This window comes from Candidatus Zymogenus saltonus, from assembly GCA_016929395.1.
GTDB classification, from domain to species: domain Bacteria; phylum Desulfobacterota; class Zymogenia; order Zymogenales; family Zymogenaceae; genus Zymogenus; species Zymogenus saltonus.
The window spans coordinates 17,398-38,664 of sequence record JAFGIX010000003.1 but is presented as its reverse complement, the minus strand read 5'-3'; the positions used below and the strand labels follow the sequence as shown (position 1 = coordinate 38,664).

Below are 21,267 nucleotides of genomic sequence, written 5' to 3'. Positions count from 1 at the left end.
GGGGTAAATCACTGGTTAGATCACGGGTTAGATCAATATGATAGTCCTCGGTGTAGACACCGCAACCCCAAAGGCGAGCGTAGCGGTATTAAGGGATGACGCCCTTTCGGGAAAGGCGTCCACGGACGGGAAGAGGAGCCACTCGGAAACCCTCCTCTTCGCGGTAAACTCGGCCCTGAACGAGGCGGGTGTTTCCTTAAACGAGATAGGGCTCTTGGCCGTAGGGCTGGGCCCGGGGTCATTTACGGCGCTGAGGGTCGGCGTCGTCACCATGAAGGCGCTCTCCTACTCCCTCTCGGTTCCCATTGTGGGAGTCTCCACCCTCGACGTCCTGGCCGCAAAGACGAAATACGACGGCGTGGTTCTCCCCGTAATAGACGCAAGAAAGGGGGAGGTCTTCACCGCGCCATTCAGCGTCGACGCCTCGGGCAGCGTCAAAAGACTGGGGGAATATCGATCTTTAAATCCGCGCTCCCTAAACCCGCGATCCCTCAAGCCGGACAGGCTGCTCGACCTTATCGAGCTTCACGGGGGAGATTGTTTAATACTCGGGGGCGGCGTCCCGATTGTGGAGGAGATGCTGAAAGGCGGCGTGAAGATAGCGGAGAGGGGGCTTTGGGAGGTGGACGCCTCGATCTTGTGCCGCCTTGCCCTGATGAAGTATAAGGAGGCCGGGGCGCCCGATCTCGAGGAGATAAAGCCCCTTTACGTCAGGAAGTCTGACGCAGAGATTAATCTCGAAACGGGAAAACTTGGGAAACGCATCAACCGGAAGCGTTAATAAATTCCGTCAATTAAATATTGACACCGTTTCATCAATTTAATAGAATTATTAGATTATCTCTAATTTAAACCATAGGCTATCGGGGATAGAAAGGATGAATACAATAGAAGACGAATTGAAAAAGAGATTGATTATCGAGGATGAAGAGTTCAAAAGGCTGTCGGAAGAACATGAAGAATTTGAGAGGCAGCTCGCTCAACTTAACAGCAAGTCTTTCCTTACGCCGGCAGAAGAGATGGAAAGGAAGAAGATCCAGAAGCTGAAGCTCGCGGGTAAGGACAGAATGGAGATGATCCTCTCAAGCCACAGGAAAAATTAAGCCGTTGTAACTCGTTTTGTCTTTTGGAATCCTTATCTTGTCGTAAGATAAAAATAGTATGACGTTAACCGGAACAGAGATATTTTTCAAGACCCTCCTGGACGAGGGCGTGGACACGATTTTCGGATACCCCGGAGGCGCGGTGCTGAACCTATACCACGGGATGCCCGATTACGACATCCGCCACATCCTCGTCAGGCACGAGCAGGCGGCCGTCCACGCCGCGGACGGCTACGCCAGGGCGTCGGGAAGGGTCGGGGTGGTGCTCGTCACATCCGGCCCGGGAGCCACCAACACCGTGACCGGAATAGCCACGGCTCACATGGACTCCATCCCCATAGTCGTCTTTACGGGACAGGTGCCCTCGATGCTGATAGGAAACGACGCCTTTCAGGAGGCGGACATCGTGGGGATCACAAGGCCCTGCACCAAACACAATTATCTCGTAAAGCAGGCGACCGACCTCGAGGGCGTGATAAGGGAGGCCTTTCACATCGCTAAGACCGGAAGGCCGGGGCCTGTATTGGTCGATCTTCCCAGGGACGTGATGACCGACGAGTCCGATTACAACGGAAAGGGTAAGCTCAATCTTAAGGGCTACACGGTAAAGGACACCGCGGACGTAAAGAGGGTCGAGGAGGCTTATAATGCGATACTCTCGGCGAAGAAGCCCCTCTTCTATATCGGGGGCGGAGTGATAAGCTCATCGGCGGCAAAGGAACTTAAGGAGCTGGCCGAGATGCTGACCATCCCCGTCACGTCCTCCCTTATGGGCCTCGGGGGTTTTCCGGGCACCCACCCCCTGTTTCTGGGGATGCTCGGGATGCACGGGACTTACAGGGCTAACATGGCGGTGACGAACTCCGACCTCCTGATCGCGGTCGGCTCCCGATTCGACGACCGGGTAACGGGGAAGGTCGACGAGTTCGCCCCGAAGGCCAAGATAGTCCATATCGACATCGATCCAACATCGATCAGCAAAAACATCATCGTCGATATTCCGATAATAAGCGATGTTAAGGTTGCCCTTAAAAGTCTCATAAAGATCGCCGCCAAGGGGAAGAGGATAATGAAGGCGGACAGGAAGGAGTGGCTGTCCCAGATCGAAAAGTGGAAAAGCACCCACCCCCTGAACTATGAGCAGAAGATGGAAAGCGGAATTATCAAGCCGCAGTTCGTCGTGGAATCGATCTACAGGGTAACCAAGGGAGACGCGATAATAGCAACCGAGGTGGGGCAGAATCAGATGTGGACCGCCCAGTTCTTTAACTTCGACAGGCCGAGAACGCTCCTTACCTCCGGAGGGTTGGGGACTATGGGCTATGGATTTCCCGCCGCCATCGGCGCCCAGGTGGCCTTCCCGGAAAAGCTCGTTTTCGACATCGCCGGCGACGGGAGCATCCAGATGAACATCCAGGAGATAGCCACCGCCGTTCAGCACAACCTGCCCGTCAAGGTGGCGATTATCAACAACGGCTTTCTCGGGATGGTGAGGCAGTGGCAGGAGCTCTTCTTCGAGGAGCGCTACTCCCACACAACGATGGACTTTGCCCCGGATTTCGTGAAACTCGCCGAGGCCTACGGTGCTGTGGGGATAAAGGTGGAAGATCCGAAAGAGGTTGAAGGCGCCGTCGAGGAGGCGATCTCCATCAAGAGGCCGGTGATTATCGACTTCCGTGTGGACAAGGAGGAAAACGTCTACCCGATGGTACCCGTCGGCTCCCCTATAGACAAGATGCTTCTGGTTTAGCTTGTTTGACTGCTCGTTTCTTTGTTTGATATAATCACAGGGGGGTCGGCATTTATTGGGTCAGGGGATCAGGCTTTTTTAGGGGCGGGGGGTCGGGCATTTATAGATTTTGATGGATACCGGAGGCCCTTGAAAGAGTCTTAAAACGTTGTTGGGGGAACAGGCTGAAAAATATTTTCAACGCATTTTCAAGGTTGAGGCCACTGCCACTTATAAAAGTTTATAATATTATAAAGGATTTTTTCATTTTTTAGTATTTGGGGGAGATCGTGGAAGTATTTTACGATAAAGACGCGGACATAAAAAAGATTGCCGGAAAGAAGGTCGCCATAATAGGCTTCGGCTCCCAGGGCCATGCCCACGCCAACAACCTCAAGGATTCCGGCGTCGAGGTGAGGGTCGGGCTTCGAGAGTCGAGCCTGTCGAGAAAGAAGGCCGAGGATGCGGGCCTCAAGGTCATGTCGCCGTCCGACGCCGCCTCCTGGGCGGACATAGTGATGATCCTCGCCCCGGACGAGACGCAGGCCGACCTCTATAAGGAGGTAATAGCCGGCTCCATATCGGGGGGAGGCTACCTCGCCTTCGCCCACGGCTTTAACATCCACTACGGACAGATCGTGCCGGACAGTGACATCAACGTCTTCATGGTGGCCCCGAAGGCCCCCGGACACATGGTCCGCTACGAGTACACCCAGGGACGGGGAGTCCCCATGCTGATAGCCGTCGGGCAGGATCCCACTGGCGACACCAAAGAGGTGGCCCTGGCCTACGGGTCGGCCATCGGCGGCGGAAGGGCGGGTATGATCGAGACGACCTTTCGCGAGGAGACCGAGACCGACCTCTTCGGCGAACAGGTCGTCCTATGCGGCGGCGTAACCGAGCTTATCAAGGCCGGCTTCGAGACCCTCGTAGAGGAGGGATATTCCCCGGAGATGGCCTACTTCGAGTGCCTCCACGAGCTGAAGCTGATAGTCGACCTGATATACGAGGGGGGTATATCCAACATGAGGTACTCCATAAGCAACACCGCCCAGTACGGCGACCTCACTCGCGGGCCGAGGATCATAACCGAGGAGACCAGGCGCGAGATGAGGTGCATCTTAAGCGAGATAAGGGACGGGAGCTTCGCCAAGGAGTGGATACTGGAGAACAAGGTGAACCGCCCGGTCTTCAACGCCCTCACCAAGAAGGACGAGGGACACCCCATAGAAGAGGTGGGCAGAAGGCTCAGGGGGATGATGAGCTGGCTCGACAAGAACAAAAAGGTAGACAAGGATAAAAACTGAGATGAAAAATCAGAATACACTGTTCGTCGTGGAGGGCTTTCCCTTTATTTTTGCGGCGCTTGTTTTGACCATCGTGGTTGCGGTTTTGCTCTATTTCTATGCCCCGAAGGCGATGCCATATGTGACAATCCCATTAATCATACTGACCCTGTTTGTTACCGCCTTTTTCAGAAACCCGAACCGGACGATACCTCAAGACCCGAGGGCGGTCGTATCGCCCGCCGACGGAAAGGTAATAGAGATAGCTAAGGTTCAGGAGAAGAGTTTCTTAAACACCGAGGCGATCAAGATAAGCGTCTTCATGTCGGTCTTCAACGTTCACGTCAACCGAGTGCCGATGGCTGGAAAGGTCGTCAAGGCGAGGTACTTTCCGGGCAAGTTTTTCGTTGCCAGCCTCGACAAGGCGTCCTCCGAGAACGAGAGAAACGGACTGGTCATTGAAAACGAAAAGAGTGAGAAGATCCTCGTGGTTCAAATAGCGGGGATCGTCGCCAGGAGGATCGTCTGCTACGCAAAAGAGGGGGACACCCTCCAAAAGGGGATTCGTTTTGGACTCATAAGGTTCGGCTCCCGCCTTGATCTATATCTCCCCGTCGATTCAGAAATAAAGGTGACGCCGGGAGAAAAGGTCAAGGGCGGTGAGACCATAATGGGGGTATTGCCATGAAGGAGAAAAGGGTAAAAGTAAGGAAAAAGAAAGAAGGAATGAGAAGAATTAAGAGGGACGACCTCAAGAAGGGGATTTACATCCTCCCCAATCTCATAACCACCATGTCCCTCTTTGCGGGCTTCTTCTCTATCATATTGTCCATCAACGGGAAGTTTGTGCAGGCCGTGTGGGCCTTGATCTTTGCGGCCGTCTTCGACGGTCTTGACGGCAAGGTCGCCCGCTTCACCAAGACGGAGAGCGAGTTCGGCGTCCAGTACGACTCCCTCTCGGATCTCGTCTCCTTCGGGGTTGCGCCGGCGATCCTCGTCTATCAGTGGGCGCTCACGCCCTTTGCCCGTCTGGGATGGCTCGGGGCGGCCCTGTATGTTATCTGCGCGGCCCTGAGGCTCGCAAGGTTCAACATCCAGATAACCACTATCGAAAAGAGCGTCTTCAACGGCCTTCCGTCGCCGCCCTCCGCGCTTATGCTGGCGACTACGGTCCTCTTTTTCAGGGATACGGGACTTTCCCTTGAAGAATATAGAGTGTACATACTAGTCCTCGTCTATCTGTTGGCGTTTCTCATGGTGTCCAACGTAAAATATTCGAGCTTTAAAGAGCTGGAGGTTGCGAGGAGGAGGCCGATCAACATCCTTCTCCTCTTAATCCTTATATTGATTCTTATCGCCATAAAGCCTGAAATAATGCTCTTTGCCATTGTCGCCTTCTTTGTCATGTCGGGAATAGTAAATCTCCTCTTCAGATTGTTGACGAGAAAAAGGGGAGAACAGGTAAGCGAGGTTCCGGCGGAAGAGGAACGGTAGAGGCAAGGGAAGGGATTCGGCAGGGCATAACTTCCGATTGAATTATTTTCTGTTTTGAGGGGCTTTCGGGTCAATTGTGGGAACGATTTTACCTCCACTTTTCACTTCAAGAATCAGTGTCTTTCTTGCGGATTTTCGGCCCCATAATATGTCCTTTTAAAAAGACAAAACACCACCCAGCACCCCTCTTGACGGTAAAAGGAATATAGTTATGAGTGATATAGTTTTAATATTTGACACAACGCTGAGGGACGGCGAGCAATCCCCAGGGGCGAGCATGAACGTCAGGGAGAAGGTCACTGTCGCCATGCAGCTCGAGAGGCTCGGCGTGGACATCATCGAGGCGGGATTTCCCGTGGCAAGCCCCGGCGACTTCGAGGCCGTGAGGGAGATCGCCAAGACCGTAAAAAAATCGACTGTGGTAGCCCTGGCGCGGGCCAAGATAAAGGATATCGACGTAGCGTTCGACGCCATAAAGGACGCCAGAACGCCCATGATCCACACCTTCGTCTCCACCTCCGACATACATCTGAATTACCAGCTCAAAAAGACGAGGGACGAGGTTATAAAGATCGCCAAGGCCTCCGTCAAGAGGGCGAAGTCCTTGACTGAGCTGGTGGAGTTTTCCGCCATGGACGCAACAAGGAGCGATCTTGGATACCTTGCCGAGGTTATAAAGACCGCCATAGAGGCGGGTGCCACAACCGTAAACATCCCGGACACGGTCGGCTACACCGTCCCGGACGAGTACGCAACCATAATCAAATATCTTATGGAAAACGTCCCCGGAATAGAGAAGACCACCGTCTCCGTTCACTGCCACAACGATCTCGGTCTTGCGGTGGCGAACTCGGTGGCCGCCGTGATGTGCGGGGCGAGGCAGGTCGAGTGCACTATAAACGGGATCGGCGAGAGGGCCGGGAACACCTCCCTGGAGGAGTTCGTAATGTCGCTCAAGGTCAGGAAGGACCGATTCAAACTCGACACCAACATCAAAACGGAACTTATATTTCCCACGAGCAGGATGGTCAGCGCCATCACGGGGATCACCGTCCAGCCGAACAAGGCGATCGTGGGGGCGAACGCCTTCTCCCACGAGTCGGGGATACACCAGGACGGATTATTGAAGGAGAAGCTCACCTACGAGATAATGACGCCCCAGAGCATCGGCTACTCCCACACGAGACTCGTCCTGGGCAAGCACTCCGGGAGACACGCCTTCAAGGAGAGGATAAGAAAGCTCGGCTATCAGCTTAACGACGAGCAGATGGAAAAGGCCTTCAAGAGCTTCAAAAAGCTCGCGGACAAAAAGAAGGACATCTTCGACGAGGACATCGAGGCGATCGTGGCCGAGGATATCCTGAGGATTCCAGAGCGCTACCAGCTTCAGTTTCTGGCGATAAGCTCCGGAACCGACACGATCCCTACCGCCACGGTGACGCTTTCCATCGACGGCAACATCAAGAGGGAAGCCGACTTCGGAGACGGCCCCGTAGACGCCGTCTACAGAACAATTAAGAAGATGGTGGGGGCAAAGTGCAAGCTTCTGAGCTACGAGGTCAAGGCGATAACCGGGGGAACCGACGCCTTAGGCGAGGTGACGGTGAGACTTGAGGACGGAGAATTCCGCTCCGGAGGGGCTGGGGCGCACACCGACATCATCGTGGCCTCGGCGATGGCGTTCATCAACGCCCTGAACAAGTTAGAGGGAAGAAAGAAGAAGGAGGTCAGGGAGTCCCAGACCGTTTAGACCAGACCTTTTAGAATATTGGACGGCCCGATTCTCCCGTACGTGGGCTGAAGGGCAAAAGCCCCTTGTATACATTTTTTGTAAGTAGCGGATTTGGGAGCGTCGGGGCCTCGGATTATGCGGCGGGAGGCACAAGGGGGTGGTCGCCGGCGGCGATCGATACCCTTTTTAGGAATTCCCGGGAGTTTTGCCATAGTTGAAATGGTTTTCCTTGGATAATCAAGGTCTTTAGAAACAAGTTTTTTTACTTTATGATGACCTCAACATCAAGCGGAAGGTGGAGAAGAGAAACAAATGTCCCAAGCTAAAGCGAAAGGCAAAATGACGATAACGGAAAAGATTCTGGCGTCCCATGCGGGAGTAGAAAAGGTCGTCCCCGGAGATCTGATTATGGCCAAGGTCGACCTCGCCCTTGGAAACGACATCACGGCGCCTATCGCCATAGACGTTTTCGAGGAGGCGGGGGCAAAGGAGGTCTTCGACAGGGATAGGGTGGTCCTCGTCTGCGACCACTTCACCCCCAACAAGGACATCAAGAGCGCCGCCCAGTGCAAGCGGGTCAGGGAGTTCGCCGTTAAGATGGGGATCGCCCACATCTACGAGGGGGGGAACTCCGGCGTGGAGCACGCCCTCCTCCCGGAGCTGGGCCTTGTCCACCCGGGCGATCTTATCATCGGCGCCGACAGCCATACCTGCACCTACGGGGGTCTCGCCGCCTTCGCCACCGGCGTGGGTAGCACCGACCTCGCCGCCGCAATGATAACTGGGGAGGTGTGGCTCAAGGTCCCCGAGTCGATGAAGTTCGTCTTTCACGGCACGCCCAAGAAGTGGGTGACCGCAAAGGACTTCATCCTCCACGCGATAGGGGACATAGGCGTAGACGGGGCGCTTTACAGGGCGATGGAGTTTACAGGCCCCGCAGTGTCCGCCCTTACGATCGAGGGGAGGCTCACCATGGCGAACATGGCCATCGAAGCGGGGGGAAAAAACGGCATCTTCGAGGCGGACGAGAAGACAATCGCCTACATAAAGGGAACCAGACAGAAGACCTCGATGAAGAACGAGGTTTATAAAAGCGACCCGGACGCCGAATACGTCTACGTAAGGGAGTACGACGCGGGGAATATCCCGCCGCTGGTGGCGATGCCCCACCTCCCCTCCAACGTTAGGCCCGTGGAAGACGTCGGAAACATCGAGATAGATCAGGTCGTCATCGGCTCCTGTACGAACGGGAGGATCGAGGACCTGAGGCTCGCCGCCGAAATCTTGAGGGGAAGAAGGGCGAACAGGAACGTCAGGCTCATCGTAATCCCCGCAACGCCCGCGATCTACCGGCAGGCGATGAACGAGGGGCTCTTCGAGGTCTTTCTTGACGCGGACGGCGTAATCTCGCCGCCGACCTGCGGCCCGTGCCTCGGGGGGCACATGGGGGTTCTGGCCGCGGGGGAGAGGGCGGTCGCCACGACGAACAGGAACTTCGCCGGCAGAATGGGCGACCCGAAGAGCGAGGTCTACCTGGCGAGCCCGGCCGTCGCCGCTGCATCGGCGGTGCTGGGTAGGGTAGCCGGCCCGGCGGATCTGGGGCTGTAGTCTATTTAGGTAAATCGAAGGAACGAGTTCTTTAAAGCTCTTAGAATCGAAGCTTGCAAATTTTCTAACAAGATAATATGATGGACGGGCGGCATTGAACGATATTTGGACAGCGTTTAATGCTATTGGACGAACGAAAAACAATAAATATCGCAATTTTAAAATCTGAAGATACCGAGACTTGGGAGATTTGACATGTCGGTAAAGGAAGAAGTAACGGCCGTGGCGAAGAGGGCCAGGGAGGCGGGAACAAGGCTCGCCAAACTCGGCTCCGAGGTGAAAAACAGGGCTCTGATCGAGATGGCCGACGGACTAGTCAGGGAGAAGAAGAAGCTCCAGGCTCAAAACGAGAAGGACCTGAAACTCGCACGGGAGAAGGGGCTCTCTACCGCCATGATAGACCGTCTGACCCTCTCGGACAATGCCATCGACTCTATGGCCGAGAGCCTTAAGGAGGTTGCGGCGCTCCCGGACCCGGTAGGCGAGGTGACGAGCATGTGGCGAAGGCCGAACGGGCTTTTGGTCGGAAGGCAGCGCATACCCCTCGGCGTCATTGGGATAATCTACGAGTCGAGGCCTAACGTCACGGCGGACGCGGCGGGCCTCTGCCTCAAGAGCGGAAACGCGGTGGTGCTTCGCGGCGGCTCCGAGGCGATCAACTCCAACATCGCCGTTGCCGACCTGCTCAAAAAGGCTGGAAAGGCCGCCGGGATCCCTGAGGACGCCGTCGGGATGATAACGACCACCGACAGGGAGGCGGTTGGGGAGATGCTCAAACTCGAGGAGCTTATCGACGTGATAATCCCCCGGGGGGGCGAGGAGCTCATCAGGAGGGTCGTCGAGACATCGATGATACCGGTGATAAAGCACTACAAGGGGGTCTGCCACGTCTTCGTTGACGAGTCGGCGGACTTTACCATGGCGACCGATATCGCCGTCAACGCCAAGGCCCAGAGGCCCGGCGTCTGCAACTCCATGGAGACGCTCCTCGTCCACAAGAATATCGCCAAGGATTTTCTCCCGGTTGTCGTCGGTGCCCTGAGAGACGCGAACGTGGAAATCAGGGGGTGCAAGGAGACGATGAAGATCATCACAGACGCAGCCGAGGCGACCGAAGACGACTGGTACGAGGAGTACCTTGACCTGATCTTGGCGGTCAAGGTTGTCGACGGACTCGACGAGGCGGTCTCCCACATAGAAAAATACGGCTCCCTCCACACCGAGTCGATCGTGACGAAAGACTACAACAACGCGAGGCGCTTTTTGGACGAGGTCAACTCCTCCTGCGTATTCGTCAACGCATCGACCCGCTTCTCCGACGGCTTCGAGCTGGGCTTAGGAGCCGAGATCGGCATATCAACCACCAAGCTCCACGCCTTCGGGCCGATGGGGCTGAACGAGCTTACCACGACGAAGTTCATCATATTCGGAGACGGCCAGCTCAGAACCTGATAGATAATGAAAGGAATGCGAAGCGACCTTAAAGATAAAAAAATCGGCATAGTCGGTGGGACGTTCAACCCGATACACCTCGGCCACCTCAGGAGCGCCGAGGAGAACAGGGAGGCGTTCGATCTCTTCAGGGTCATCTTCGTGCCGTCGGCCGAGCCGCCCCACAAGGCGGGAAACATCATCGACGCAAAACACCGCTACCGAATGGTCAAGAGGGCCATCGCCGCAAACCACAGCTTCTCCGCCTCAGACCTCGAGATCAAGCGGGGCGGGAAATCGTACACGATAGACACGCTGATCCACTACAAAGAGCTGGTGGGGGAGACGGGCGAGATATACTTCATCATCGGGCTCGACGCCTTCAGGGAGATCGGGTCGTGGATGAGGTTCAGGGAGCTCTTCGAGTACGCCCACTTCGTCGTCACCGACAGGCCCGACGCCGGGTCGAAAAACCCGAAGTTCACGATACCGGGGGAGATCAAGTCCGCCTTCAAGAAAGGGGCCGGAGGCAGGGGCGGCTTCTGGACGCACACGTCCGGGAGCAAGCTCTACTTCCAGGACATCTCCGCCCTCGACATCTCGTCCACCACAGTAAGAAGGCTCGTCAAGGAGGGGCGGTCGATCAGCTACCTCGTGCCGGAGTCGGTGGAAAAGTACATTAACAAGAGGGGTTTATACCGCTGAAAGAGAAAGGAAAGGAAAATCCAGAGGGGGGGGCGAAGCCCGGCCCCGACACGCCAGACACGATATCTCTCAAGGAGAGGATCGTCCGGGCCGCCTCGGAGCGGAAGGTCAAGAACCTGATCGTGATGGACGTGAAGGGGGTCTCCAGCTTCTCCGACTACATCATCATCATGAGCGGCACCTCCGACAGGCAGGTGATCCGGTCGGCGGAACACATCAAGGAGACGCTCTCCAAGGAGAAGATCTACCCGCTCGGGATCGAGGGTATGCGCGAGGGGCACTGGGTGCTTATGGACTACGGCGACGTCATCGCCCACCTGTTTCTGGAGGATACACGGCTGTTTTACGACCTCGAGGGCCTCTGGCCGGACGTCCCGGTCCACCGCTACAACGAGGAGGGAAAGGAGGTTTAGGGGGGAGTTTTAAATTTTATAGAGAGTTGATTAATTTCTTTTAGAATTCAACATTAAATATTATCATTTTCAAATATATTATTTATTTTGCATTTCATATTCTCGCATATATTCATCAACTCTGACCCTGCATTAATTGCTTTGATTGATATATTTGTCTTGGATTCTTTTTCCATTAAATTAAAAAAATCGATCCTCTCAAGGCCAAGATTATTCCATTCGTTATCAAAGTTTTTAATACTTTCTTGAAAATCTTTACTATATAAACTCAATAACATCTTTAGATGTTCTCTAGAGGATTCAGCCTTGAAATGTGGTTCTTCTGGTTCTAATCCTTCAATTTCGGAAAAACCTCTTAACTTATAAGTATAAAATTTCTTTATTTGAAATATATAAATTTCAATTTTTATAATTTCCTTAAACGCTTCTTCTAATTTTTCACGTTTCTTAGCCTTTCTTTCCTTTATTACTTGAAGCTTAAAAAGGATATATGCAGGTATAAATGCAATTAATCCACCAACGATTACAGGGAGCAATTCTATTAATTTCTCACACATGATCAATCCCTCCTTAAATATCCTAAACACTCCCTTCATTTTAAAACATATTTAAGAAGAATAAGTTTGAGGACGAATAAATTAAAGTTTTATGTTTTACAATTCTTCTAATGAAAATGAGGATGGTGGTATTTTTATCGGAAGATAAGTATTTCTTCGGACATCTACTATTAATATTTCCATTGAATATGCATTTTTAAATAGGTCTACGAATATATCCTCTTTTACTTTTTGACGTGAAAAATATACGGATCCCTGGTCCTTTTTAAATCTAAAAAATAGTTCCTTTGATTCTCCCGGAGGTATTATCATAGATTTAAATTTTGAATAATCACTATTTTTGTCGTCCTTTACATCAAAATCAAATGAATTGATATCAATTCGAATTTCGATTATATCAATAGTATTAGTATTTATACTGGGGTTTCTAAATCTAATTAGAAAATAAATGTAGTCAGCTTCTTGCATTATTTTTGTTTCTTCTTCCTTTACGATATTTAACTTATCTTTATCTAAATATTTAACAAAGATTTTTTCTAAATCAGGTGTTGGGTTAAAAAAATCCGATAAACTGCTATGCCGAGTAATGATAATTTCTAAAGGTTTGTCTATGTATTCTGTTTGCCTGTTTAAAATTTCAGTTTGTCGACTCATTATTTCTAATTGTAGGTAAATTACTACAACAAGAATAAAACTTGACACAGCACTTAAAATATTCAAATAAGGATTTATTTCAAAGTAGTTACTTAAAACAAAAATCCCAGCTAAAAGCAAGACAACAAAAACAAGAATAAGGATTCTTATGTTTTTATTCATCTTATACTCTCACTACTACTATTTTTAAGCATTAAAACCCTTAAAAAAACTTATGTCAAGTAATTTTGTCGGGACAAAATAATTGAAATAACTACCCCCCCTACACCCCCGCGCCCACCCGCTCGAGCTCACCTTTGAAAAAGGCCTCGATCTCCCCAAGCCTCTCTTCCGTCTCCGCCTCGAAGCGCATGACCAGCGCCGGCTCCGTGTTAGAGGCCCGGATAAGCCCCCAGCCGTCGGCGAAGTCGACCCTCACGCCGTCGATGTCGTTGACATGATATTTTTTATATTTGCCCTTTAGTCTTTTCTTCACCGCCTCAACGACCTCGAACTTTTTTTCCTCATCCACCGGAACGCGGATCTCGGGCGTGTTGTGCATCTTCGGGAGCGCGTCGACCATACGACTTAGGGTCACACCACCGGCGGCCTTCTCCTTTGCAATTATCTCGCATAGCCTCAGGCCCGTGTAGATGCCGTCGTCGTAGCCGAAGTAGTCGTGCTTGAAAAAGATATGCCCGCTCATCTCCCCCGCCAGCAGCGCCCCGGTGTCGTTCATCTTTTTTTTGATCAGCGAGTGGCCCGTCTTGAACATGACGGCCCTCCCCCCGGCCCGCTCGATCTCGTCGTACATCACCTTGGAGCACTTCACGTCCCCGATCACGACCGCGCCGGGGTTTGTTTCAAGGATGTCGCGCGAGAATATCGTCATGAGCTGATCCCCCACCACGACCCTGCCCCTGTCGTCCACGATACCCACCCTGTCCGCGTCGCCGTCGAATCCTATGCCGAAGTCGGCCCTCGTATCCAGGACCGCCCGCTTCAGCTCTTCGAGGTTCGCCTCGTCGGTGGGGTCGGGGGGGTGGTTCGGGAAGTCGCCGTCCACCTCGCTGTATAGCTCGTGGACGGTAATCCCCAGCGAGCGGAACAGTCGAGGGGCCACCGGGCCCGCCGTCCCGTTAGCGGAGTCGAGGACGACCTTCAAGGGACTCTTTACATTCAGCTCCTTAAATTCCTCGAATTTCTCCTTCAGGTATTTACTATAGTCGAAGATTGTATCGTGGGTTTTGATCTTCTCTTTAGAGACCCCTTTAGGCGGGGCGTCCCCCGCCAACTCCCTGATCGCCCTTATATCGTCCCCGTAGATCGCCTGGGTTCCTACGCACATCTTGAAGCCGTTGTACTCCGGCGGGTTGTGGCTCGCGGTGATCATTATCCCCCCGGATACCGGGAGGTTGAAGAGGGAGAAGTAGAGGACGGGAGTGGGGCAGAGCCCGATGTCCACGACCGCAACGCCGGCGGCGTTAAGCCCGGAGACGAGGGCGTCGAAGACCGGGGCGGCGCTTCTCCTCCCGTCCCTCCCGACCGTAATCTTAGGGTCTTCTACGCCGATGCGCTCTTTCAACAGCCTCCCGTAGGCGAAGCCGATTCTCTTTGCTCCGTCCTCGGTCAGGTCGCGCCCGTAGACGCCCCGGATATCGTATTCCCTGAAGATCTTAGGGTCCATTGCCGCCGCCGCTCAATTTAGAGATACTCCTCCAGCCCCGACTCCTTGAGCTTCTCCACCACCAGCTTCACGTCCTGGGCGCGCTCCTTGGTCGAGACGAGGAGGGCGTCGTCCGTCTCCACTATGATGATCCCCTCAAGGCCGATCGTCGCGACGAGCTTCTTAGGGCTGTAGATGATGCACTCCTTCGTGTCTATGCTGATGTGCTTCGACCACGTTATGTTGTTATCCGCCCCCTTCTTCTCGATAAGCCCGTCGAGGGCCGCCCAGCCGCCCAGGTCGCTCCAGCCGATGTCCCCCGGAACCACAAGGACGTTGTCCGCCCGCTCCAAGACACCGAAGTCTATCGAGATAGGCTCGATCTTGGGATAAATGTCATTGAGGAGCTTCGGAAGCTCGGCCTTTTTGTCCAGTCCCTCGGAAATCTCCAGTAGGGAAGCGTGAAGCTCCGGCAGGTGCTTTTTAATCGACTCCAGGATCACCCTCGCCTTCCAGACGAATATCCCGGCGTTCCAGTAGTACTCGCTAGACTTCAGGAACTCCTCCGCCCTCCCCCTCTCCGGCTTCTCCTGAAACTCGTCGACCCTGAAAAAGTCGAATCCGCTGAAGCTCCGAAAGAGCTCCCCCCCCTTTATGTAGCCGTAGCCGGTCTCGGGATACGTGGGCATCATGCCGAGGGTGATCAGCATGTCGGTCTGGGAGGCCAGCTCGAAGGCGGTCTCGAGGAGGTTCGCGAAGGTCTCGTCCTCCGTGATCAGGTGGTCGGCGGGAAACACCGCCATAACCCCCTCCGGGTTCATCCTCTTGATCAGCATTGCCGCAAGGCCGATGCAGGTGGCGGTGTTTCTGGCCATCGGCTCGAAAATAATATTGTTGTCGGGAATCTCCGGGATCTCCTTTTCAAGCTCGGCGCGGTGCTCCTCGTTGGCCACGACCACGATGTTGTCCTCTGATATGACGCCCCTTATCCTCTTTATCGTCTCCCTGATCATCGGCTCCGTGCTGATGATGTCTAAAAGCTGCTTGGGCCTCTTTCTCCTGCTCCTCGGCCAGAGGCGAATCCCGGAGCCGCCGGCCATGATTACGCCGTACTTGTTCTTGGATACCCTCCCGTATTTGTCCTCGAGGCGAATAACGTCGTGAACCTCCGGCGTCGACGCCTCCAGTACGTCCGACTCCTCGAGAGCGGATATCCGGTGCTTTATCTTCGGCCCCACTCTGTAGGTATCCCCGGGCTTCATCGTAATCTTCTTAAGCTCGCCTCCCTCCTCCACAAAAAGCTCAACGAGGCCGGATAAAAGATACAAGGTCTCGTCCTTGAACTGGTGGTACTGGAGACTTAGCATCTCCCCCTTCAGGACGTGGAGGATCTTCCCGACGTAGCTTTCGTTCTCGGCGTATATGATCTCGTATCCCCACGGTTTTTCGACCTTCTTCATCGGTCACCCCCGATTTTTATATTTTCTATTTCCCTCTGTGCGAAACTGAAACCTTAAAAAGATTATACCTTTTAAAGGGCAAAAAGGCCATAAAACTTTTGCCAGCAACTCTTCCGTTTCCTCCCGCCGGCCGATTAATATTGACACGTATCGAGCCATCTCATATACTCATCTCCAAAGAAAGGGGGATGAGGTAGAGAATGGTCAAAAGCGGTTCAGACGGTTTCAATAAAAAACGTGTTCTCGTCACAGGGGCTTCGATGGGGATAGGCTTCGCCATCGCCCGATTCTTGGCTAAGAGGGGAGACGGGGGCGAGTTTTCGGTCGTGGGCACTACGAGAAATATATCGAAGCTCTCCAAAGGACTCGCGAAAGATTGTCCCTTCAGGTTCGTCTCAATGGATGTTACGGATAACCACTCCGTCAAAAAGGGGCTGGTGGACGCGATAGATATCATGGGGGGGATAGACGTCCTCGTAAACAATGCCGGCATAAGCCACCTCGGCCCCTTCGAGGAGATGCCGGACGACCAGGGGAGGGCGATATTCGAGACGAACTTCTTCGGGATAGTGAACACGATCAGGGCGGTCTTGCCGGAGATGCGAAAAACCGGGGGCGGGCTCATCATCAACGTGGGGTCTCTGGCGGGAGTCGTGGGGATACCGTTCCAGTCCTTCTACGCCTCATCGAAGTTCGCCCTCGAGGGACTGACGGAGTCGATCAGGATGGAGCTTTTCCACCAGAATATCGGGGTCGTCCTCGTGGAGCCGGGGGACATCAAGACCGACATCGCCTCCCACCACCTCATAACAGAGGCGAAGACGGACCAGTACACCAAGCCGTACAAAAATGTCGTCGACGTGGTGAGGGGAAATGTGAAGAACGCCGGCCCCCCGGAGGACGTGGCGAGGGTGGTCTATAAAGTAATAAAGACGAGGTCTCCCCGAATCAGGTACCCGGCGGGGAAGGGGGCGGTGTCATCCTACATTGCGCTTAAGCTCGTTCCCCAGCGGCTCAGGGAGTACATCCTCAAGGGATACTACAACCTGAAAAAGATTTGATGATTCACTCAATTTCTTTTTCAAGGCGGGCGGATGGATATAAGGATCGGGACGAGCGGCTTCTCCTTTGACGACTGGGTCGGCCCCGTCTATCCCGTTGGTCTTAACAAGCGGGAGTGGCTCAGGTTCTACGAGGAGGAGCTCGGCCTCAAGGCGGTCGAGATAAACTACACTTATTACGCCATGCCCTCGGCAAAAACCTTATCCTCGATGAGCGACAAGACATCCGGCGACTTCAGCTTTGTGGTGAAGGCGCACCGGTCGATGACCCACGACCTCTGGGGCGACAAGAAGAGGGAGGAGATGGCCGAAAACTCCGGGGCGTTCGAGAGGTTCAACGCCTCCCTCTTCCCGCTGATAGACGAGGGAAAGCTCACCTGTGTCCTGGCGCAGTTTCCCTACTCCTTTCACAACAGGGGAGAAAACCTCGATTACCTCAAGAGATTCAGGGAGAGAATGGGGGATATACCGACGGTCATCGAGTTCAGGAACAGAAACTGGCACGGGGAGGAGGCGATCGATTTTTTGAGGAGGAACGGCCTTGGCTACTGCGTCGTGGACGAGCCGAAGATAAGGGGCCTTATGCCATTCAATCCCGTGGCAACCACGGACCTCGCCTACGTTCGGCTCCACGGCAGGAACAAAAACTGGTACAACGCCCCCCTCGAGGTGCGATACGACTACCTCTACTCGAAAGACGAGCTGGCAGAGCTCCTGGAGGACATCGTGAATCTCGCCATGAAGGCGACGACGACGATGGTCTTTTTCAACAACTGCCACGCTGGCTCCGCCGCCAAAAACGCCATAGAGCTTGCGAAGACGCTTCTTAACGGGGAGTGATCGTCTCAATTCTGCTTTGTTGGCCGATAGATATCCGCCCCCGACCTCTCTTGAAATCGTTAAAAATAAGGAGGAGCAGATATGTCCAAAAAGAGCGGGGATCTCCTCGACATCCACCTGAAACCGATAGGGACGATAAGAACGCCCTACAGGGAAACGGCGCCCTTTCAGCCTATCGAATCGGAGACCGGCGATGGGGAATTCAAAATCATCCTGCTCCCCGAGTACGAGGCGGGCCTCGAGGAGCTCTCCAAATTCAGGTATATCTACGTCTTGTCCTACCTGAACAGGGCTGGAGCCGGAGGGAGGATGAAGGTGTCGCCCCCCTGGGCCGGGGGAAGAGAGGTGGGGCTGTTTGCCAGCAGGTCCTCCAGCCGGCCGAACCCGATTGGGCTCTCGATAGTGAAGGTCCTTCGCATCGAGGCAAACGAGCTATTTACATCCTCCATGGACCTGTTAGACAACACCCCCCTCCTCGACATCAAGCCGTATTTCAAAGACCTCGACGCAAAGGAGGACGCAAACTGCGGCTGGCTCGAGGGTACGGAGGGGAGAGGGCGATTCATAGACCACATCCGGGGGGCGTCCAATACGGACGGTTATACCCACGGGGGAGACGACCGGAAGGACGAGTAAAGGATGACTACTTATATATCACCATTTCTTTACCTTCGACAACCGGCATCTCAAATTTCAACGGAAAAAATCAACATAGTCTAAAGACGCCGCCGTTATATGTTGAAAAGTCCTTTGAGGGAAGGACGCCGATCCATCCTTTAATCAAGAGCAGCAAATATTCAAAATATTCTTTCCTAAGAAACGTCTTCTATGGTACGATACGATGGTTGTTTTCAGTCCCAGATGCGATGGAGCAATATTTGCATTTACCGCGATCATTTACCACAGGAGGTAATAGATGAAAAAATTATTGGGAGTTATCTTGATTCTAATCTTGGCCCTGGCCGTTGCCCTCGGCGTAAACTACGCCGTGCAGGAATTAAAGGCCCCGGTGCCGGCGGTCGACCTTGTCGACTACGGCTCCTTCACCAACGTCGACGGGATTAACCTCCACGTCCGGGTCGAGGGGCTTGAAAACAGCAATAAGACGCCTATCATTCTGATTCACGGATTTACGGCGAGCCTCTACACCTGGAGGTTCAACATTGAGGATTTAGGAAAGAAGTTTCCGGTATACGCCCTCGACCTGCCCGGCTTCGGCTACAGCGACAAGCCTAAGGACTTTCAGTACGACCTCGACGGCTACGCCGATTTCATTGTCAAGTTCATGGACGCCATGAAGATCAAAAAGGCTATACTTGTCGGGAACTCGATGGGAGGGGGGATCGCCATGAAGACGGCGCTCAATCATCCGGACAGGGTGGCAAAGCTCGTGCTCATCGATTCTGTAGGATACGCCGAAGTCAAGAGGCGGTTTCTGGTCTTTGCCCTGATGGGATATCCGGTTGTGGGCGAGGTCCTCATGTCCCTCAACCATCGCTCGGTACTGGAGCATTCCCTGAAGGGAGGGCCTTACTACGACAACTCCTTTGTGACCGACGACGTAGTGGACTCCTACTACAACGTCTACAAGACCGAGTACGCCAGAAAGGTCCCACTTATTGTAATGAGAAACCTCTTAAAGAACTACCCCTTTAAGGAGGGGGAGATCAAAAACATCGCGGCGCCGACCCTTGTTATCTGGGGGTCAAATGACAGGCTTATCTCCGTCGACGTCGTCGAGAACTTCACCCGGGATATCAAGGGTTCCAGCGCCGTCGTATTCCCAGAGACGGGACACATGCCCCAGGAGGAGAAGGCTGATCTGGTAAACGGTCTAATCACAAACTTCGCCAACGAATAAATACTGTCAAACCGCGGCGATTAACGGACGGTTGACGTCTCAAGCGGGGAGTAAAATGAGAATAAAGGGATTGAGCCAGGTGGGGATGGCGGTCAAAGATTTAAAAAAGAGCCTCCGGTTCTACACCGAGGTCCTGGAATTTCCGATCATCTCGATCAAGGAGCTGCCGTCCGGGGTGATCAAGGAGGTATACGGGCTCAAGGACGATCAAAAGGTGAAGTTCGCCGTCCTCCGGACGGGGTGGGGAACGATAATCGAGCTCTTCGAGCTGCCCCATCTGAAAAGCGGGGCTAAGGCCGACCCCGACCGCCCCGCCATGACGCACGTCGCCCTGGACGTGGGAAACATCAAGAGGGCGAAAAAACGTCTGGCCGAGGCCGGGATTGATACCGTCTCGGGGCCGATGTTGGTCGAGGGGACGGAGGTCATGTTCCTTAAAGACCCGGACGGCCACCTGGTCGAGCTTATCGACATGGGGATATTCTATTACATCAACAGGTACATCGGTTCGATCGTAGGCTCGCTGATCTCTAAATTGAAATATGGAGATCTCGACAAGATTTAGGGGAGGTCGGAGGTATTTGGATAGGGATGACGGCCAGTTTTTGGTCTCCCGGGGGCCGATGAAATCCTTCATTGAAAGGGGGCCGATAATTTCCGAGTGTAGAAGGCCTTTCCCGAAACGGCAGGACTCTCGGCTTTTAGGACGAGTCTTCTTCCAAACCCTTTTCGGCACGAACGAATTCCCCTTGCCTCACCAACCAAATTAACCAAATAAAGTGGCGGATCCAAAATCCGCCCCTTTATTTTTATTTAATTTCAATTTATATATATTGCCCTCTAGACGTTGAGTGATCGGATTGCACCTTTATCCCCCCGTCATTTGCCCCACGTCCCCACCGGCCTTAAGCTTAGACTATCACTTATTCTTGAAAAATTCGGCCTTGTTGTATCCGTCGGCCAAGGCGGTGTTCACGTGGACGACACCGGCGTTCAACGTCTTGAAGGGGTAATCGTTGGTGATCGAAGGCAACCTGTCCGCATCTCCCTGATCCTTCAGCACCGTTCCCGCGGGGACGTAGCGGCCCCCGGCCACCTTGACCCCCATCAGGATGCATCCCGGCTCCACCACTGCGCTCTTTCCCACCTCCGATTTGAAGACGAGGGTCTGCATTCCTATAAACGTGTCGTCGTCGACCTTGGCCGGTCCGTGGATCTGAACCTGATGGGCCAGAGAGACCCGCTTGCCGATGTATACGGCGTACTTTTTCCCGTCCGCCTCGACGAGGTTTTTCGGTATTTCTACTCCATCCTCTTCGGTCTCAAGGGCATGGATAATCACCCCGTCCTGAACATTTGATTCATCGCCGACAAAGAGGGGCTGGCCCTCGTCCCCTCGAACCGAGGCGAAGGGGGAGACCAATACCCTCCTTCCGATCGTCACGTTTCCTATTACGGCGCCCAGGGGATGGACGAAGGCGGTCTCGTCGACCGCGGGCGTGTGTTCCCTCGACGAAAAATCGGTTATTACGTTTTTATGCTTCATGGGCCCTCTCTTGCGATAAGGTTTTCATTCTATAATTTCTAACGGAATTGGAAATCTTCTATTCTGTCAATCCCGCCCGATGCACAGATCATGCCCCCTGGATTCCCGTTTTCACGGGAATGACAAGCACTACAGAATTTCG

The 21,267-nt window shown here is 53.5% G+C and carries 21 protein-coding genes; 16 read left to right on the top strand and 5 right to left on the bottom strand.

What is annotated here, in order from left to right:
* Positions 1-37: 37 nt before the first annotated feature.
* The 11 genes from tsaB to rsfS all read left to right on the top strand — a co-directional run bounded on the left by tsaB (position 38) and on the right by rsfS (position 11,501).
* Positions 38-781 carry a tRNA (adenosine(37)-N6)-threonylcarbamoyltransferase complex dimerization subunit type 1 TsaB gene (gene tsaB / locus JW984_00550; GenBank protein MBN1571667.1) on the top strand — a complete coding sequence of 248 codons (744 nt, stop codon included), beginning with the start codon at positions 38-40 and terminating at the stop codon, positions 779-781.
* A gap of 97 nt (positions 782-878) precedes the next feature.
* Positions 879-1,103: a DUF465 domain-containing protein gene (locus JW984_00545; GenBank protein MBN1571666.1), complete on the top strand. Its 225-nt coding sequence runs from the start codon at positions 879-881 to the stop codon at positions 1,101-1,103.
* A gap of 58 nt (positions 1,104-1,161) precedes the next feature.
* Complete coding sequence (ilvB, locus tag JW984_00540) at positions 1,162-2,853, top strand: biosynthetic-type acetolactate synthase large subunit (protein MBN1571665.1); 1,692 nt, start codon at positions 1,162-1,164, stop codon at positions 2,851-2,853.
* A gap of 269 nt (positions 2,854-3,122) precedes the next feature.
* Positions 3,123-4,139 carry a ketol-acid reductoisomerase gene (gene ilvC, locus JW984_00535; GenBank protein MBN1571664.1) on the top strand — a complete coding sequence of 339 codons (1,017 nt, stop codon included), beginning with the start codon at positions 3,123-3,125 and terminating at the stop codon, positions 4,137-4,139.
* 1 nt (position 4,140) lies between these two features.
* On the top strand, positions 4,141-4,806 hold the full coding sequence (locus JW984_00530) for a phosphatidylserine decarboxylase family protein (GenBank protein ID MBN1571663.1): 666 nt from the start codon (positions 4,141-4,143) through the stop codon (positions 4,804-4,806).
* Positions 4,803-5,612, top strand: coding sequence for a CDP-diacylglycerol--serine O-phosphatidyltransferase (pssA, locus tag JW984_00525; GenBank protein ID MBN1571662.1), 810 nt, complete (start codon positions 4,803-4,805; stop codon positions 5,610-5,612). The genes JW984_00530 and pssA overlap by 4 nt, the downstream gene beginning before the upstream one ends.
* Before the next feature lie 211 nt (positions 5,613-5,823).
* Positions 5,824-7,362 carry a 2-isopropylmalate synthase gene (locus JW984_00520; GenBank protein MBN1571661.1) on the top strand — a complete coding sequence of 513 codons (1,539 nt, stop codon included), beginning with the start codon at positions 5,824-5,826 and terminating at the stop codon, positions 7,360-7,362.
* Between the two features lie 321 nt (positions 7,363-7,683).
* Complete coding sequence (leuC, locus tag JW984_00515; protein ID MBN1571660.1) at positions 7,684-8,952, top strand: 3-isopropylmalate dehydratase large subunit; 1,269 nt, start codon at positions 7,684-7,686, stop codon at positions 8,950-8,952.
* 195 nt (positions 8,953-9,147) lie between these two features.
* The gene (locus JW984_00510) at positions 9,148-10,404 is read left to right on the top strand and encodes a glutamate-5-semialdehyde dehydrogenase (protein ID MBN1571659.1); all 1,257 of its coding nucleotides are present in this window, start codon (positions 9,148-9,150) and stop codon (positions 10,402-10,404) included.
* A 15-nt stretch (positions 10,405-10,419) separates the two neighbouring features.
* Positions 10,420-11,088 carry a nicotinate-nucleotide adenylyltransferase gene (locus tag JW984_00505; protein MBN1571658.1) on the top strand — a complete coding sequence of 223 codons (669 nt, stop codon included), beginning with the start codon at positions 10,420-10,422 and terminating at the stop codon, positions 11,086-11,088.
* An 80-nt stretch (positions 11,089-11,168) separates the two neighbouring features.
* Positions 11,169-11,501, top strand: a complete 333-nt coding sequence (gene rsfS / locus JW984_00500; protein MBN1571657.1) for a ribosome silencing factor — start codon at positions 11,169-11,171, stop codon at positions 11,499-11,501.
* A gap of 53 nt (positions 11,502-11,554) precedes the next feature.
* Here rsfS and JW984_00495 read toward each other — a convergent pair whose 3' ends face one another.
* The 4 genes from JW984_00495 to JW984_00480 form a co-directional block, all read right to left on the bottom strand.
* A complete protein-coding gene (locus JW984_00495; GenBank protein MBN1571656.1) occupies positions 11,555-12,058 on the bottom strand; it encodes a hypothetical protein in 504 nt (167 codons plus the stop codon).
* Between the two features lie 96 nt (positions 12,059-12,154).
* Positions 12,155-12,874, bottom strand: coding sequence for a hypothetical protein (locus JW984_00490; protein ID MBN1571655.1), 720 nt, complete (start codon positions 12,872-12,874; stop codon positions 12,155-12,157).
* A 100-nt stretch (positions 12,875-12,974) separates the two neighbouring features.
* Positions 12,975-14,378, bottom strand: a complete 1,404-nt coding sequence (locus tag JW984_00485; protein ID MBN1571654.1) for a phosphomannomutase/phosphoglucomutase — start codon at positions 14,376-14,378, stop codon at positions 12,975-12,977.
* A 17-nt stretch (positions 14,379-14,395) separates the two neighbouring features.
* Entirely contained in the window at positions 14,396-15,817 is a 1,422-nt protein-coding gene (locus JW984_00480; protein ID MBN1571653.1) for an NTP transferase domain-containing protein, read from the bottom strand.
* Positions 15,818-16,017: 200 nt separating this feature from the next.
* On the opposite strand from JW984_00480, the gene JW984_00475 reads away from it, so the two are divergent.
* The 5 genes from JW984_00475 (at position 16,018) to JW984_00455 (ending at position 20,144) form a co-directional block, all read left to right on the top strand.
* A complete protein-coding gene (locus JW984_00475; GenBank protein ID MBN1571652.1) occupies positions 16,018-16,878 on the top strand; it encodes an SDR family oxidoreductase in 861 nt (286 codons plus the stop codon).
* A gap of 33 nt (positions 16,879-16,911) precedes the next feature.
* Positions 16,912-17,718 carry a DUF72 domain-containing protein gene (locus tag JW984_00470; GenBank protein ID MBN1571651.1) on the top strand — a complete coding sequence of 269 codons (807 nt, stop codon included), beginning with the start codon at positions 16,912-16,914 and terminating at the stop codon, positions 17,716-17,718.
* 81 nt (positions 17,719-17,799) lie between these two features.
* Entirely contained in the window at positions 17,800-18,354 is a 555-nt protein-coding gene (gene tsaA / locus JW984_00465; GenBank protein ID MBN1571650.1) for a tRNA (N6-threonylcarbamoyladenosine(37)-N6)-methyltransferase TrmO, read from the top strand.
* Between the two features lie 280 nt (positions 18,355-18,634).
* Positions 18,635-19,579 carry an alpha/beta fold hydrolase gene (locus JW984_00460; protein ID MBN1571649.1) on the top strand — a complete coding sequence of 315 codons (945 nt, stop codon included), beginning with the start codon at positions 18,635-18,637 and terminating at the stop codon, positions 19,577-19,579.
* Positions 19,580-19,634: 55 nt separating this feature from the next.
* Positions 19,635-20,144 (top strand): VOC family protein, encoded by a 510-nt coding sequence (locus tag JW984_00455; GenBank protein ID MBN1571648.1) that lies wholly within the window; start codon positions 19,635-19,637, stop codon positions 20,142-20,144.
* A 354-nt stretch (positions 20,145-20,498) separates the two neighbouring features.
* On the opposite strand, the gene JW984_00450 is transcribed toward JW984_00455, so the two are convergent.
* Complete coding sequence (locus tag JW984_00450) at positions 20,499-21,125, bottom strand: carbonic anhydrase (GenBank protein MBN1571647.1); 627 nt, start codon at positions 21,123-21,125, stop codon at positions 20,499-20,501.
* Between the last annotated feature and the right edge of the window lie 142 nt (positions 21,126-21,267).

Coding starts and splice junctions, on each gene's coding strand:
- tsaB (MBN1571667.1), top strand. CDS start 38: ATGATAGTCCTCGGTGTAGACACCGCAACCCCAAAGGCGAGCGTAGCG.
- JW984_00545 (MBN1571666.1), top strand. CDS start 879: ATGAATACAATAGAAGACGAATTGAAAAAGAGATTGATTATCGAGGAT.
- ilvB (MBN1571665.1), top strand. CDS start 1,162: ATGACGTTAACCGGAACAGAGATATTTTTCAAGACCCTCCTGGACGAG.
- JW984_00530 (MBN1571663.1), top strand. CDS start 4,141: ATGAAAAATCAGAATACACTGTTCGTCGTGGAGGGCTTTCCCTTTATT.
- pssA (MBN1571662.1), top strand. CDS start 4,803: ATGAAGGAGAAAAGGGTAAAAGTAAGGAAAAAGAAAGAAGGAATGAGA.
- JW984_00520 (MBN1571661.1), top strand. CDS start 5,824: ATGAGTGATATAGTTTTAATATTTGACACAACGCTGAGGGACGGCGAG.
- leuC (MBN1571660.1), top strand. CDS start 7,684: ATGACGATAACGGAAAAGATTCTGGCGTCCCATGCGGGAGTAGAAAAG.
- JW984_00510 (MBN1571659.1), top strand. CDS start 9,148: ATGTCGGTAAAGGAAGAAGTAACGGCCGTGGCGAAGAGGGCCAGGGAG.
- JW984_00505 (MBN1571658.1), top strand. CDS start 10,420: ATGCGAAGCGACCTTAAAGATAAAAAAATCGGCATAGTCGGTGGGACG.
- JW984_00495 (MBN1571656.1), bottom strand. CDS start 12,058: ATGTGTGAGAAATTAATAGAATTGCTCCCTGTAATCGTTGGTGGATTA.
- JW984_00490 (MBN1571655.1), bottom strand. CDS start 12,874: ATGAATAAAAACATAAGAATCCTTATTCTTGTTTTTGTTGTCTTGCTT.
- JW984_00485 (MBN1571654.1), bottom strand. CDS start 14,378: ATGGACCCTAAGATCTTCAGGGAATACGATATCCGGGGCGTCTACGGG.
- JW984_00480 (MBN1571653.1), bottom strand. CDS start 15,817: ATGAAGAAGGTCGAAAAACCGTGGGGATACGAGATCATATACGCCGAG.
- JW984_00475 (MBN1571652.1), top strand. CDS start 16,018: ATGGTCAAAAGCGGTTCAGACGGTTTCAATAAAAAACGTGTTCTCGTC.
- JW984_00470 (MBN1571651.1), top strand. CDS start 16,912: ATGGATATAAGGATCGGGACGAGCGGCTTCTCCTTTGACGACTGGGTC.
- tsaA (MBN1571650.1), top strand. CDS start 17,800: ATGTCCAAAAAGAGCGGGGATCTCCTCGACATCCACCTGAAACCGATA.
- JW984_00460 (MBN1571649.1), top strand. CDS start 18,635: ATGAAAAAATTATTGGGAGTTATCTTGATTCTAATCTTGGCCCTGGCC.
- JW984_00455 (MBN1571648.1), top strand. CDS start 19,635: ATGAGAATAAAGGGATTGAGCCAGGTGGGGATGGCGGTCAAAGATTTA.
- JW984_00450 (MBN1571647.1), bottom strand. CDS start 21,125: ATGAAGCATAAAAACGTAATAACCGATTTTTCGTCGAGGGAACACACG.